The organism is Lonsdalea quercina subsp. quercina, from assembly GCF_000688695.1.
GTDB classification, from domain to species: domain Bacteria; phylum Pseudomonadota; class Gammaproteobacteria; order Enterobacterales; family Enterobacteriaceae; genus Lonsdalea; species Lonsdalea quercina_D.
The window spans coordinates 17,040-31,311 of record NZ_JIBQ01000004.1 but is presented as its reverse complement, the minus strand read 5'-3'; the positions used below and the strand labels follow the sequence as shown (position 1 = coordinate 31,311).

The following is a 14,272-nucleotide window of genomic DNA, read 5'->3' as shown; positions in this document are numbered from 1 at the left end:
TAGATAGTTGGGAAACGTATGCGCATTCATATATTAGGTATCTGCGGCACCTTCATGGGAGGGCTCGCGCTGTTGGCCCGCTCGCTGGGACATCAGGTGACTGGCTCAGATGCCAACGTCTATCCCCCCATGAGTACACTACTGGAAGAACAGGGGATCACCCTGATTGAGGGATACGATCCTTCTCAGCTGGAGCCTCAACCAGACCTGGTTATCATCGGTAACGCAATGTCCCGCGGCAATCCCTGCGTCGAAGCCGTGCTTGAGCGGAACCTGCCTTATGTCTCCGGGCCGCAATGGCTCCACGACTACGTGTTGCGCGAGCGCTGGGTGATTGCCGTCGCGGGAACCCACGGCAAAACCACGACCGCCGGGATGGTGACCTGGATCTTGGAAGCCTGCGGCTACAATCCCGGCTTCGTCATTGGCGGCGTGCCCGGCAACTTCGACGTCTCTGCACGGTTGGGCGATAGCCCGTTCTTTGTCGTGGAAGCCGACGAATATGATTGCGCCTTCTTCGACAAACGCTCCAAGTTCGTTCATTACTGTCCACGAACCCTGATTCTGAATAACCTCGAATTCGATCATGCCGATATCTTCGACGATCTGAAGGCGATTCAAAAACAGTTCCACCATCTCGTGCGGTTGGTGCCGGGAACGGGTCGAATCCTTGTTCCCTGCAACGATCAGCCGCTAAAACAAGTCATGGCGATGGGATGCTGGAGCGAACAGGAACTGGTCGGTGACGACGGTATCTGGAAGGCGAAGAAGAGCGTGCCGGACTCCAGCATTTTTCAGGTTTATCTGAACGATGAATTGGTTGGTGAAGTCGAGTGGAGCCTGGTTGGCGAACACAACATGCATAATGGCCTGATGGCGATCGCCGCCGCCCGCCATGTCGGCGTTCCGCCGGCGGAAGCCTGCCGCGCGCTGGGCCACTTCATCAATGCGCGTCGCCGCCTGGAACAACGCGGCACCGCGAACGGCATTACCGTTTACGATGATTTCGCGCATCACCCGACGGCTATACTGGCCACGCTGGCAGCCCTACGCAGCAAAGTCGGCGGCACGGCGAGGATCTTGGCCGTACTGGAGCCCCGCTCCAACACGATGAAGCTGGGGCATTGCAAAACCGAGTTAGCTCCCTCGCTGGGTCGCGCGGATGAAGTCTTCCTGTTCCAGCCGCAGCATATCTCCTGGCAGGTCGCAGAAGTGGCGGAAGCTTGCGTGCAGCCCACACACTGGAGTGCGGATATCGATACGCTAGTGGATATGGTCGCCAAAACCGCACAGCCCGGTGACCATGTTTTGGTCATGAGCAACGGCGGCTTCGGCAATATTCATGAAAAACTGCTGGAAACGTTCCAGAAACAGGAACAGGCAAAGAGTTGATGGTCTGACCGCTGAGGGGGGACACTCCCCCCTTTCTCTTCCAACGCATTATCTGCCGGTCGGCACAAAAGAAAAAGGACGGGAATATCCCGTCCTTTCGTCGTTCTGAACACCCGGTTACATCAGGCGTCGAACGGGTCGCGCAACACGATGGTCTCTTCGCGATCCGGCCCCGTGGAGATGATGTCCACCGGCACGCCGGTCACTTCTTCTACACGTTTGATATAGTCCAGCGCCGCCTTAGGCAGGCCCGCGCGGTCTTTCACGCCGAAGGTAGACTCGGACCAGCCCGGCAGCGATTCGTAAATCGGCTCGATGCCATCCCAGTCTTCGGCCGCCAGCGGCGTGACGTCAACTTCACGACCATCCGGCAGGCGGTAGCCTACGCAGATCTTCACTTCTTTCAGACCATCCAGCACGTCCAGCTTGGTCATGCAGAAACCGGAGAGGGAGTTGATCTGTACCGCGCGACGCACGGCGACCGCATCCAGCCAACCTGTGCGACGGCGACGACCGGTGGTCGCACCGAACTCGTTGCCTTTCTCACACAAGAAGTCACCCACGTCGTCAAACAGCTCGGTCGGGAACGGACCAGCGCCTACGCGGGTGGAGTATGCCTTGACGATGCCGAGGACGTAGTCAACGTAGCGCGGACCCAGGCCTGAGCCGGTCGCCACGCCACCTGCGGTGGTATTGGAAGAGGTAACATATGGGTAGGTGCCGTGGTCGATATCCAGCAGAGTCCCCTGCGCCCCTTCAAACATCACCAAATCGCCACGTCGGCGGGCTTTGTCCAGCAGATCGGAAACATCCACAACCAGAGAGGTCAGGATATCGGCCATCGCCAGCACGTCGTCCAACGTCTTCTGATAGTCGACAGGTTCGACTTTGTAGTAATGCACCAGCTGGAAGTTGTGATAGTCGATGATTTCTTTCAGTTTGACGGCGAAGCTTTCTTTATCAAACAGGTCGCCTACGCGCAGGCCGCGACGGGCCACTTTATCTTCGTAGGCAGGACCGATGCCGCGACCGGTCGTACCGATGGCTTTGGCGCCGCGCGCTTTCTCGCGAGCGTTATCCAGAGCAACGTGATACGGCAGAATTAACGGGCAGGCTTCGGACAGCAGCAAACGCTCGCGTACTGGCACGCCGCGCGCTTCAAGTTCCGTCATTTCTTTCATGAATGCATCAGGCGCCAGCACCACACCGTTACCGATGATGCTAACCACGTTTTCGCGGAGAATGCCTGAAGGAATCAAATGGAGGACGGTTTTTTCACCGTTAATAACCAGAGTATGGCCAGCATTGTGACCACCTTGATAGCGCACCACATATTTAGCGCGTTCAGTCAGCAGGTCGACGACCTTGCCTTTACCTTCGTCACCCCATTGGGTGCCCAGTACGACAACGTTCTTACCCATCTCACAATCACCAGTGTTGCTTAAAAAAGGATTCTAACATCTCATTTGTATGCTTTCAGTACTTTTTAGCACACGTTTGCGCAGAAATCTGTCGTCAATTTTAGCCTTCCATGCGGCTACGCAACATGTAGTAGATCACAAGACCTGCGACCACTATTCCGCCCCCAAAGCGGCGCAAAACCGCATCCGGCAATTGTGCGATACCGAGGATCATTCGTCGCCAAATACGGGGAAACAGAAGCGGCCCCAACCCTTCAAAAATCAGCACCAACCCCAAGGCCAGCCAGACAGATACACTCATAAAGAACTCCAGACATAAAAAAGCCCGCGTCGGGCGTTGACCGTGCGGCAGGAAACCTACCACAGACAACACACAACGCGGGCTGCGTATTAGCTAACCAGCGTAACGAAAATTAGCGTGCCGGTACCGTCTTCTCAGGTGACTTCATGTAACGGAAGAAGTCGCTGTCCGGGCTTAACACCAGAACGTCCTGATTACCGCTGCTGAAGCTATTTTCATACGCGCGCAGGCTACGGATAAAAGCATAGAAATCCGGGTCCTGACTGAACGCGTTGGCAAACAGCTTCGCAGACTCGGCATCGCCTTCACCGCGCGTCATACGGCCTTCGCGCTCAGCTTCCGCCAGTGTACGCGTCACTTCATAATCCGCAGTGGCTTTCAGCTTCTCAGCCTGTTCCTGACCTTGTGAACGATGACGACGAGCAACGGCTTCACGTTCAGCGCGCATACGTTGGTAGATCGCATCCGACACTTCCGTCGGCAGGTTGATCTGTTTGATACGCACGTCGATCACCTGGATCCCCAACGCGGCCATGCTGTTCGGATTCACATGCGGCAACTCGCCGCTGGTTTCCTGCTCTACGCGCGCGGCGGCGGAGGCGATGGCGTTATCGGCTTCAGTGGTCTCGCCGGTGCCGGTATTCAACGCGTCACGAACGTCCATCATCAGTTGACCACGAGAGTCCGTCACGATGCCTTTCACATCCTGACGTCCGATTTCGGAACGCAGACGGTCGTTGAATTTGCGTTTCAGCAGCACCTCGGCCTGGGAGATGTCGCCACCGCCGGTTGCCAGATAGTAACGGCTGAAATCGCTGATACGCCATTTGATGTAAGAGTCGACAATCAGGTCTTTCTGCTCTTTGGTGATAAAGCGATCGGCCTGGTTTTCCATGGTCTGAATACGGGCATCCAGCGTCTTCACAGATTCAAGGACCGGGATCTTGACGTGCAGACCCGGCTCATAAATGAGCGGCTTGTTCTCATCGTCGCGCAGGACTTTGCCGAAGCGCATGACGATCCCGCGCTGCCCTTCCTGTACGACAAACAGTGAAGCGTAGATCACCAGAAGTACCAGGATCAGAATAAATAGTACTGACTTACGCATTGATTATTCTCTCCCTACTCGAGTGATCTCATCCCGCTGGGCGTTGGCCCGGCGCTGATCCATGATGTTGCCGTTGATGCTGCTGCGCGAAGAATTGTAGCTGTTGCTCGCGCCGTTGTTAGACGAGGTCGATGGATTACGCAGCGGCGCGACCGTATTGGTCTGATTGCCGCCCGTGTTGTTCTGACCACGCAGCATCTGTTCCAACGGCAGCACCATCAGGTTGCCGCCTTTGTCGTTCACCAACACCTTGCGGGTGCTGCTCAACACGCGTTCCATGGTTTCGATGTAAAGACGTTCACGAGTGATCTCCGGCGCGGCCTTGTATTCCGGCAACACGCGAGCAAAACGAGCCACTTCACCTTGCGCTTCCAGAACGGTACGCGTCTTGTAGGCGCGAGCCTCTTCCAGAATACGCTGAGCCTGACCGTTCGCACGCGGCTGAACTTCATTGGCGTAGGCTTCCGCTTCACGGATGTACTGCTGTTCGTTCTCACGCGCGGCAATCGCATCGTCGAATGCGGCTTTCACTTCTTCCGGCGGACGAGCTGCCTGGAAGTTGACGTCCAGCAGCGTGATTCCCATGTTGTAGGGACGAACGGTTTCTTCAAGAACGCGTTGGGTGTCGGTACGCACGATGGTACGGCCTTCGGTCAGAATCTTGTCCATCGTGTATTTGCCGATCACGCCGCGCAGCGCGCTGTCGGTCGCCTGACGCAGACTATCGTCTGCGTTGGTTACGCTGAACAGGTACTGCTCCGGCTGTGTGACGCGGTACTGAACGTTCATTTCAACGCGGATCACGTTCTCGTCCGACGTCAGCATCACGCCGGACGTCGCCAGTTCGCGAACAGATTCGACGTTGACCGCTCGTACGTCATCAATAAACGTGGGTTTCCAGTTCAGGCCAGGGCTGACCAGATGGCTGAATTTGCCGAAACGGGTGACAACGCCGCGCTCAGCTTCTTTGATGGTATAAAAACCGCTCGCCGCCCAGATAACCACGGCGATGGCGACCACCACGCCCAAGATACGTCCGCCGGAGCCGAAACCGCTGCCGCCGGAGCCTGAGTTTTTTCCACCGCCCAGCTCACCGAGTTTTTTGCTCAGTTTGCGGAAGATGTCGTCAAGATCCGGTGGTCCCTGATCTCGGCCACCTTTGTTATTTCCGCCAGAGTTGCCGCTATTTTTATTGCTGCTCCCCCACGGGTCGCGGTCCTGTCCGTTATTACCGGGCTGATTCCACGCCATGTTTTAGCTCCATTCATTATGATAGGTGTTCTTCGGGGTCAAATGTCCCAGAGTTCATCAGACTATACTTCAACAATATAATCTTCTAATTGCTGCTCCTGCTTACAGAGACGACGCCAGTCGACGATAGGCATTCTGATTACCAGACCCACGCTGCCGTCTTCTTCTATCCATTCTTTTTCTATTGCCTGAAGCTGGTAAAAGCGGCTGCGCAGACGCCCCTCCTGCGGAGGCAACTGCAGGGAGTACTGTGCGATCTCCCCAGACAACCGTTCGGTCAATGCCTGGAACAGCAGAGGTATTCCTTCGCCGGTTTGCGCCGACAGCCAGACTCTGACCGGTTGATGCTCTGCATTGCGATCGATGCGCGGAGCGAAATTGTCCAGCGCATCAATTTTATTCATGACGAGCAGCGTCGGGATTTCATCGGCTTCGATTTCCGTCAGCACCTCGTTAACCGCATCAATATTTTCGTCCATGCGGGGATCGGCCGCATCAACGATATGAAGCAACAGCGATGCCTGACGGGTTTCCTGCAGCGTGGCTTTAAATGCCGCGACCAGATCGTGAGGCAACTCGCGAATAAAGCCGACGGTATCCGCCAGCACGGTATCACCGACGTCAGGCACATCGATCCGACGAAGCGTGGGATCCAGCGTGGCGAACAGCTGATCGGCAGCATACACGTCCGCCGCCGTCATCTGATTAAACAACGTGGATTTACCGGCGTTGGTGTACCCCACCAGCGACACCGTAGGCACATCCGCGCGGGTACGTGCGCGTCTTCCCTGTTCACGCTGTTTCTCAACGCGGACAAGGCGCGACAAAATCAGACTAATGCGGTTACGCAGCAGACGACGGTCGGTTTCAAGCTGAGTTTCACCGGGGCCTCGCAAACCTATCCCGCCCTTTTGGCGTTCGAGGTGAGTCCAGCCGCGCACCAGACGCGTGGCCAGATGGCGCAACTGCGCCAGCTCAACCTGCAGTTTCCCTTCATGGGTGCGGGCGCGCTGGGCGAAAATATCAAGAATCAATCCGGTCCGGTCAATGACCCGGCATTCGCACAGGCGCTCGAGATTACGCTCCTGTGCGGGTGATAAAGCGTGATTGAACAGCACGACGAAAGCGTCGGTTTCTTTAACCGCCTTGGCGATCTCTTCTGCTTTACCCTCGCCGACAAAATACTTGGGATGAGGCGCTTTGCGACTGCCGGTGATCACCTGTAGCGATTCGATTCCGGCAGAAGACACCAGAGATTCGAACTCCAGCAGATCTTCAGTATCTTTCTCTTGGGAAAAGTGAATATGAACTAGTATGGCCCGTTCACCGGCTTCATAACGGTCAAACAACCGAACAACCTCTCAAACAAACAAATGCAGCCACAAACGGGGAAACGACATTATGTCCTTTCCCCGCTGAGGTAAATCGGTAATAGCCCTTATTCAGCGTCATCGCTTTCCTGAGGCTGCGACTGCTGATTAGTCGTGTTATTACCATGATAGTTATTCGCGCCAGGATTATTACTGTGATGAGACACCGGACGAGACGGAACCACCGTGGAGATCGCGTGCTTGTACACCATCTGGCTAACCGTGTTTTTCAGCAAAATCACAAACTGATCAAAAGACTCAATCTGGCCCTGCAACTTGATACCATTTACCAGATAAATAGAAACTGGAACACGTTCACGACGCAAAGCATTCAAGAACGGATCTTGCAAAGATTGCCCCTTAGCCATTCTATATTTTCCTTATTTGCTTGTTGTTTGTAACAAAGAACCCTGTGGCTCTAAAATAGCGGTATAAAAATTTGTGCCGAGAATCAGCCAATTGTACACAATCGTCCAACCTATGCACTAACAACCTGCATGACCTTACCCAACGCATCCTGCGGCTCATCGCTATCAAGCCAGCACACATTGTCCCACCCGCGTAACCAGGTTATTTGCCGTTTGGCCAACTGTCGGGTAGCGCAGATCCCACGATAAACCATCTCGTCGTAATCTATTTCACCGGACAAGTAGGACCACATTTGGCGGTAACCGACGCAGCGGATGGAAGGCAAACCCGGATGCAGATCGGCACGAGCGAACAGCGCGCGTGCTTCCGACTCAAAACCTGCCTGCAACATCTGTTGAAACCGTAGTGCAATACGCTCGTGCAATAATTCGCGCGACGCGGGAGCGATGGCGAACTGGTGCACCCGGTAAGGCAGCGCTTCACCCGATGTTTTTGTCAGTTCGGTTAAAGTGTTACCTGAAACGGAAAAAACTTCCAGTGCCCGCGACAGTCTCTGCGGATCATTTGGATGAATCCGAGTGGCAGCAATGGGATCTATCTCTCGCAGCTCATTATGCAACGCTTCCCAGCCTTCTCGCTGCGCCCGCGCCTCTATTTCCCGTCGCACTTCCGGGTCCGCTGGCGGCAAGGGTGAAAGCCCTTCGAGCAGCGCCTTGAAGTACAACATCGTCCCCCCCACCAGCAAGGGGATTCGACCAGCGGCGGTGATCTCCGCCATTTCCTTCAGCGCATCTCGGCGAAAATCGGCAGCCGAATAAGCGTCAGCCGGATCGAGGATATCGATCAATCTGTGCGGCGCTTGCGACAATTCTTCGGCGGTAGGCTTGGCGGTGCCGACATCCATGCCCCGGTAGATCAACGCGGAATCCACGCTGATCAGCTCAACCGGGAGGGATTGCCGTAACGCCATGGCTAACGCCGTCTTTCCGGAAGCCGTCGGTCCCATAATGAAAATGGCCGGCGGGTACTGCGTTGTTTCACGTTCAGTCATGCTTTAAAGCCTTGATGGCGGACTCAATATCCATCACATAAAGAAACTCTGATGGCGGAACTTTGACCCGCTCAGGACAGAGACGTTCAATATCCGCTAACAGTTGTACCGCTTGAGCCTGAGTCCAGCTCTCATGCTCGCTGTACAACCGCCGCGCTATCCACGCCGCTACCTCATCAGAATCTGACTGAGGGCAATCAGCGAGATAGCCTAACAGGTCAGAGATCAAGTTTTGTAAATTTTGTTGTCTTAATGGTAAAGGTACCGCGCGCAGCGTGGCGCGCTGCTGCTCAACCACGATATCAATACCAAAATGGGCGAGCCGTTTTTGACTCTCCGTCACCGCCGCGCGCTCTTTACTTCCCAGCGTTAGACGCTGGGGGATCAGCAACGGCTGCGGCCGTAATCCCTCCTCGCCGGGCGTCATCTGCGCCTGACGGACATACCGCTCGGCAACCGGCAGAGACAACAGGGCCAATCCCTGCTGATATTCCACCAGCGCATAGCAGGGCGGATAGACGGTCAACACACGGCCTAATCCCTCTGACCGACTGGCCAGTGGAACTTCGCCCTGAGCGGTCCGCGCGATGCTGGCGCTGGAAGACGCTACGGGGGCCGGCGACTCGCCGCCTGAAGGTATCGACCGCTCGGAGGCAGGCTGTAGCAGTTTTTGATACAGCTCGCCCTGTTTGCGCTGATACCCCGCTCCGTGAGGATACGAGGCGGGCGGGCGCTCCTGTGCTTTGCCGCCGGAAGTCGGGATGCGTGCCGGAGGCTCGGTTTGCGCAGGCCGTGCAAAGTGGTTCTCGCCGGCGGCAGTGCGGTTTTCCTGCTGCCAGACCGGCGCAGGCGTCTCGCCCGGCGGGGTCACCGCCAGCGCGGGCGCAGCCGCCTGCTGGAGTACGGTCATCACCGCCTGGTAGATGAAGTCGTGCACCAATCGAGCCTGATGGAATCTGACCTCATGCTTGGCCGGATGTACGTTGACATCCACATGGTGCGGGTCAACGTCCAAATAGAGGACATACGCGGGCTGCTGATCGCTGCGCAGCTGATCCTGATAGGCCTGGCGGATGGCGTGGTTAATCAGCCTGTCCCGCATCATCCGCTGATTCACGTAGCAATACTGTAACTCCGGCAACTGCTGAGCCCCCGTTGGGTCGGCCACCCAGCCGCGGATCTTCAAATCGCCATGTTCCCAAGAGACGGCCAACGCATGCTGAATAAACGCCGTACCGCAGATGCTGCCCAGACGCCGCTCATGCTGTGTTGGATCGGTCACCGCCCGGTATTGCCGCACCAACTTGCCGTTATGGTGAAGATTAAACGCCACATCGAAGCGAGCCAGCGCGATACGCCGGACCACTTCGTCGATGTGCATAAATTCGGTTTTTTCAGTGCGCAGGAATTTGCGACGCGCGGGCGTGTTGTAGAACAGGTCCAGCACTTCCAGCGTCGTGCCGACCGGATGCGCGGCCGGTTTCACCGTGACCGCCATGTCCCGTCCTTCGGCATACGCCTGCCAGGCTTCGTTTTGATCGCGGGTGCGGGACGTCAGCGTCAGGCGGGAAACAGAACTGATACTCGCCAGCGCCTCGCCGCGAAAGCCCAGACTCATGATGGCTTCCAAATCGTCGAGCGTCGCGATTTTACTGGTGGCATGACGCGCCAGCGCCAGCGTCAAATCCGTCTTGCCGATCCCGCTGCCGTTGTCACGAATACGAATAAGCCGACTGCCGCCGCGTTCGATGTCGATATCAATGCGCGTCGCTCCGGCATCCAGACTGTTTTCCACCAGCTCCTTGACCACGGACGCAGGCCGTTCCACTACCTCGCCAGCGGCGATTTGGTTAGCCAGTTGGGGGGGTAGAACCAGAATCGGCATCTTATCTCCTTGGTTTACTGCAATGTCGGCCTCAGGTAGCAGGGATAACCAGCGTCTGTCCTAACTGTACCGTCTGCGATGCCAGCTTGTTTGCCTGCTGGAGCGCTTTCATACTGACATCGTAACGGTCTGCAATCGAACTCAGACTATCACCGCGCACCACCTTATGCGTCACCTTCTTCGCCGTGGTGGCTCTCTGGGTTGCCGGGGCGGATCGCGTCTGTGCGACCTGCGATGCTGAGCCGCCCGGAATTCTCAGTCTCTGCCCTACCCACACAACGTCTTTTTTCAGGTTATTCGCATCGCGTATCGTCGACATGCTCACGCCGTAACGAGACGCAATCCCCGACAGCGTTTCGCCTTTTCCCACGGTGTGCCGTGTTGCCGGGCCGGCAGGCGCCGAGCTATTGGAAACCACCGGCTTGGAGGCCGGCAAAATGGCAGGCCGTTTGTCATGTTTGGGCGCATTCTGCAAAGGATGCGTCTCGAAATAGCCGCGCAGCCCCAGATAAAGCGCTTTTGCGATACGTTCCTGATAGTCGCTGCTACCCAAAAGACGCTCTTCGCCCGGATTGGAGATAAACCCGGTTTCGACCAGTAACGACGGAATATCCGGCGAGCGCAGCACGCCGAGGCTGGCATGTTCGGGGCGGACTTTATGCAGGCTGCCGACGCGCTGCAATTCTCGCAGCACCTTGACCGCCACGTCATAGCCGACGCGCTGCGAGTGCCCGAACTGCAGGTCCAGCACCGCCTGACTCAGGTAAGGATCGGCGTTGTTGTTCGCCAGCAGGTCGCCCGCGCCCCCCAGCAGCTCAGACTGCTTCTCGTGCTGCTCAAGCCAGTTCGCCATTTCGCTGTTGGCCCTGCGGTTAGACAGAACCCACACCGACGCGCCCGTTGCGCCGCGGTTGGGCGCCGCGTCCGCATGAAGTGAAACCAGCAGGTTAGCTCCCTGCTTACGCGCCACGTCGGAACGTCCCATTACGGAAATGAAGTAGTCGCCGTCACGCGTCAGGACGGGTTTGAAAACCGGGTCCTTATTCAGCAGATCGCGCAGCTTACGCGCGATGCCGATGGTCACATTCTTTTCCTGCAATCCACCGGGACCGATGGCGCCAGGATCCTGGCCGCCGTGCCCGGCGTCTATCGCCACTACGATCTCATCGCCGGTAGACGTCGGACGGCGTGCGGACGCGCGAGACGGTGTTGTCGAGGCGGTGCTGGTCACCACCGTCGGCTTATTGTTAAACGGACTTTGCGGCGGCTCGGACGGCTTAACCGGTTTCGCGGTCGCGCGGGCTTCCGTCGACGATGTCCGGTTGGCTACGCGCTGCGGCTGCTCGGCGCTCACCGTGAAAACCACGGTATAGTTGTCGCCGCGCTTTGTCGTCGTCGCGCGCGTTTTGGCAGGCTTCGTCAGTTCAAATACCAGACGCAGGCTTTGCGCGTCTTTCGCTTCGCTGGTCCGAATGCGATCGATCAGGTTGCTACCGCTGAACGCAAGCGGCAGCCCTTTGATCACCCCGGTCTCCCGGATGTCGATCACGACCCGATCGGGATTGCTGAGCGGGAAAAATGCGTAGATCGGTTGCCCGCTGAAACTCAGGGTCACCTTTGCCAATCCCGAAGCGTTGTCGACCTGAATATCTGAGAGATTCGCCGCCCAAAGCGGCCAGGACAGGAAGAGGACAACACCCAATAAAGCCTTCATCAACCGCACGATCATCACGTCTACTCCGACTGACCTATACAACGCGCCGCAATATGTTCGCCTGTGTCCGACAACACCTGAATCTCCGCCTGACGACCCGCATCCTGATAGCTCAGGTGCAGCTCCAGATCGGCAGGAGGCAGTATCCCCGCGCCCTGCTGAGGCCATTCAATCAGGCAGATGGCGTCTTCGGACAAATAGTCGCGAATGCCCATGAACTCCAGCTCCTCGGGGTCCGCCAGGCGGTACAGATCGAAATGGTAAACCGGACGCGGCGACAGCATGTAAGGCTCCACCAGCGTATAGGTGGGACTTTTGACGTTGCCTGTGTGACCGAGCGCCTGCAGGAAGCCTCGACTCAGCGTGGTCTTGCCCGCGCCCAGATCGCCATACAGATAGATAATGACGGCGCGGTCGCAGGCCTGCGCCAGTGTCGCACCGAGTGCAATAGTTGCCGCTTCGTCAGGCAGAGGTAGAGAAAATGTCTTCATTCTGTCTTTTCTAAGGATATCCACTCAGGATTTACATACTGCGCCAGTACGGGCATCAAATCCGTCGCCAGCATGCCGCGGGGGCCGCGCTGTTTCGCCAGCCAGTCGGCGGCGGCGCCATGAACCACACATCCGGCTCTGGCCGCGTCGTACAACGAAAGTTTCTGCGCCGCCAGCGCACCGATAATGCCGGAAAGCACATCGCCCATCCCACCCGTAGCCATACCAGGGTTGCCGACGTCGGCGATGGCCAGCGCGCCTTGTTCATTGGCGATCACCGTTCCCGCACCTTTGAGTACCACGNCGCCGCCGTAGCGTTTCACCAACTTTCCCGCTGCAAGTAAGCGGTCACTTTCAATGTCGGCAACGCGACAGTTCAGCAGCCGTGCCGCCTCGCCGGGATGGGGCGTCAGGATGCGATTCTGACGTTTATGCGGGCTGATTGCCAGCAGGTTGAGCGCATCCGCATCCCATAACATGGATTTGTTACAATTTTCTGCGATCCTGAGGGCATTTCTGCCCCATTCTCCCTGACCCAGACCGGGGCCGATCACGACCACATCAGCCCNCTCCAGCCCTTGCCGCAACGTCGCCGTATTCAGCTCCTGAACCATCAGTTCGGGACGTGAAACCAGCAGCGCGGCAAGGTATTCTCGGTGAGTAAGTACTCGCACCAAACCGGCACCTGTACGCAGGGCGGATTCACCCGCCATGAAAATCGCACCGCCGGTGCCCGCGTCGCCGCCGACAATCAACAGACGGCCATTATCCCCTTTGTGCGCGCCAGCTCGGCGAGGCTTCAACCACTGAGAAAGATGACGCGGCGTGAGGCGCTGGATCGGCGCATCCTGACGCGCTACCCACGGCGACAGCGCCAGATCGTCGATGTGCAGCCGCCCGACAAAGTCCCGGGCCTGACCGGTCAACAGGCCGGGCTTCAAAGTAATAAAGGTGATGGTGTGTGCGGCGTCGATCACCGCGCCCGCGGCATGACCCGTTTCGGCATTCAATCCAGAGGGAATATCCAGCGCCACCGTGGGTGCAGGATGCGCATTGGCTGCCTCGATCAGTCGGTCGTAGGGAGCCCGGGGTGCGGCGGCAAGACCTGTGCCCAGCAGACCGTCGATAATCAGGTCGATATCATCGGGCCAGGCAGCCTCCGGCGTCAGTTCGGTACCGCCATCAGCGATCCATTGCGCTCTGGCCTGTTCGGCTTCGGACGGCAACGGACGCTCCCCCGGGCAGACCATCACTGAAACGCGCAGGCCCGCGACTTTCGCCAGCGTTGCCACCACATAACCATCTCCGCCGTTATTGCCGTGTCCTGCCAAAATCAGCCAGTGCCGGGCTGAAGGATAGTGCAAACGCGCCAGTCCAAATGCGGCAGAGCCCGCTCTTTGCATAAGCTCGTAGAGCGACACGCCTGCCGATTGTGCCGCCCCTGCCTCCTCTCGCCGTAGCCAGTCGGCTCGAAAGACCCTATCAGGTAATGCTCCGGACACAGAATTGATGCTGCAATCGATCATGGCATGCTCCCTCTCATTTCTGCAGATGCGCCGCCGACACCGGATATGGACGCGATAACGCGGCCCCTTGGCAATCCGTCTTCACCCCGGAGTCGCCAAGCTGACCGAAAATGCCTCATTTTTCCGAAAAAGCAGCGGAAACAGCTATCAGTTTACTCCGCCACACGTCGTTGGCGAATGACAGGGTCAGATTAGCGATAGAAAGGCTCAGTGAAGGGTCAATCAGGTGCGGTTTACGATGTGGACAAAAATGCGCCTTTTTTACGTCGGTCTTGCCTGTGGATAAATTTAAAAACTCTTTGCCAATCAAGCGTAACAAAAAGTACAAGTGATCAGAGTGGCGTTTTTTATCTAAAATTTATCTTTTGAATTCATAGGGATAAAAAACAGCGA

12 protein-coding genes are annotated in these 14,272 nt (G+C 57.1%); 1 reads left to right on the top strand and 11 read right to left on the bottom strand.

From position 1 onward, the window contains the following. The first annotated feature begins 18 nt into the window (after positions 1-18). Complete coding sequence (gene mpl / locus SB13_RS03490; protein WP_026739011.1) at positions 19-1,392, top strand: UDP-N-acetylmuramate:L-alanyl-gamma-D-glutamyl-meso-diaminopimelate ligase; 1,374 nt, start codon at positions 19-21, stop codon at positions 1,390-1,392. A 122-nt stretch (positions 1,393-1,514) separates the two neighbouring features. Here mpl and SB13_RS03485 read toward each other — a convergent pair whose 3' ends face one another. The 11 genes from SB13_RS03485 to nnr all read right to left on the bottom strand — a co-directional run bounded on the left by SB13_RS03485 (position 1,515) and on the right by nnr (position 13,879). Further along, the gene (locus SB13_RS03485) at positions 1,515-2,813 is read right to left on the bottom strand and encodes an adenylosuccinate synthase (RefSeq protein ID WP_026739010.1); all 1,299 of its coding nucleotides are present in this window, start codon (positions 2,811-2,813) and stop codon (positions 1,515-1,517) included. A gap of 100 nt (positions 2,814-2,913) precedes the next feature. Then, positions 2,914-3,114 (bottom strand): DUF2065 domain-containing protein, encoded by a 201-nt coding sequence (locus SB13_RS03480; protein ID WP_026739009.1) that lies wholly within the window; start codon positions 3,112-3,114, stop codon positions 2,914-2,916. Positions 3,115-3,226: 112 nt separating this feature from the next. Next, complete coding sequence (gene hflC / locus SB13_RS03475; RefSeq protein ID WP_026739008.1) at positions 3,227-4,222, bottom strand: protease modulator HflC; 996 nt, start codon at positions 4,220-4,222, stop codon at positions 3,227-3,229. Between the two features lie 3 nt (positions 4,223-4,225). Next, a complete protein-coding gene (gene hflK, locus SB13_RS03470; RefSeq protein WP_026739007.1) occupies positions 4,226-5,473 on the bottom strand; it encodes an FtsH protease activity modulator HflK in 1,248 nt (415 codons plus the stop codon). A 62-nt stretch (positions 5,474-5,535) separates the two neighbouring features. After that, on the bottom strand, positions 5,536-6,822 hold the full coding sequence (gene hflX, locus SB13_RS03465; protein ID WP_026739006.1) for a ribosome rescue GTPase HflX: 1,287 nt from the start codon (positions 6,820-6,822) through the stop codon (positions 5,536-5,538). Between the two features lie 89 nt (positions 6,823-6,911). Then, on the bottom strand, positions 6,912-7,211 hold the full coding sequence (gene hfq, locus SB13_RS03460) for an RNA chaperone Hfq (RefSeq protein ID WP_026739005.1): 300 nt from the start codon (positions 7,209-7,211) through the stop codon (positions 6,912-6,914). Between the two features lie 110 nt (positions 7,212-7,321). Then, positions 7,322-8,263, bottom strand: a complete 942-nt coding sequence (gene miaA, locus SB13_RS03455) for a tRNA (adenosine(37)-N6)-dimethylallyltransferase MiaA (RefSeq protein ID WP_026739004.1) — start codon at positions 8,261-8,263, stop codon at positions 7,322-7,324. Then, entirely contained in the window at positions 8,256-10,148 is a 1,893-nt protein-coding gene (gene mutL, locus SB13_RS03450) for a DNA mismatch repair endonuclease MutL (RefSeq protein WP_026739003.1), read from the bottom strand. The genes miaA and mutL overlap by 8 nt, the downstream gene beginning before the upstream one ends. A 31-nt stretch (positions 10,149-10,179) precedes the next feature. Further along, positions 10,180-11,877, bottom strand: a complete 1,698-nt coding sequence (gene amiB, locus SB13_RS03445; RefSeq protein WP_026739002.1) for an N-acetylmuramoyl-L-alanine amidase AmiB — start codon at positions 11,875-11,877, stop codon at positions 10,180-10,182. Positions 11,878-11,882: 5 nt separating this feature from the next. Then, positions 11,883-12,353 (bottom strand): tRNA (adenosine(37)-N6)-threonylcarbamoyltransferase complex ATPase subunit type 1 TsaE, encoded by a 471-nt coding sequence (tsaE, locus tag SB13_RS03440; RefSeq protein ID WP_026739001.1) that lies wholly within the window; start codon positions 12,351-12,353, stop codon positions 11,883-11,885. Continuing rightward, a complete protein-coding gene (nnr, locus tag SB13_RS03435) occupies positions 12,350-13,879 on the bottom strand; it encodes a bifunctional ADP-dependent NAD(P)H-hydrate dehydratase/NAD(P)H-hydrate epimerase (RefSeq protein ID WP_036151410.1) in 1,530 nt (509 codons plus the stop codon). The genes tsaE and nnr overlap by 4 nt, the downstream gene beginning before the upstream one ends. Positions 13,880-14,272 lie beyond the last annotated feature (393 nt).

Bases quoted from the DNA above. Each gene is read 5' to 3' on its own strand.
- SB13_RS03485 (WP_026739010.1), bottom strand. From the start codon at position 2,813: ATGGGTAAGAACGTTGTCGTACTGGGCACCCAATGGGGTGACGAAGGT.
- mpl (WP_026739011.1), top strand. From the start codon at position 19: ATGCGCATTCATATATTAGGTATCTGCGGCACCTTCATGGGAGGGCTC.
- hflC (WP_026739008.1), bottom strand. From the start codon at position 4,222: ATGCGTAAGTCAGTACTATTTATTCTGATCCTGGTACTTCTGGTGATC.
- SB13_RS03480 (WP_026739009.1), bottom strand. From the start codon at position 3,114: ATGAGTGTATCTGTCTGGCTGGCCTTGGGGTTGGTGCTGATTTTTGAA.
- hfq (WP_026739005.1), bottom strand. From the start codon at position 7,211: ATGGCTAAGGGGCAATCTTTGCAAGATCCGTTCTTGAATGCTTTGCGT.
- hflK (WP_026739007.1), bottom strand. From the start codon at position 5,473: ATGGCGTGGAATCAGCCCGGTAATAACGGACAGGACCGCGACCCGTGG.
- mutL (WP_026739003.1), bottom strand. From the start codon at position 10,148: ATGCCGATTCTGGTTCTACCCCCCCAACTGGCTAACCAAATCGCCGCT.
- miaA (WP_026739004.1), bottom strand. From the start codon at position 8,263: ATGACTGAACGTGAAACAACGCAGTACCCGCCGGCCATTTTCATTATG.
- amiB (WP_026739002.1), bottom strand. From the start codon at position 11,877: ATGATCGTGCGGTTGATGAAGGCTTTATTGGGTGTTGTCCTCTTCCTG.
- tsaE (WP_026739001.1), bottom strand. From the start codon at position 12,353: ATGAAGACATTTTCTCTACCTCTGCCTGACGAAGCGGCAACTATTGCA.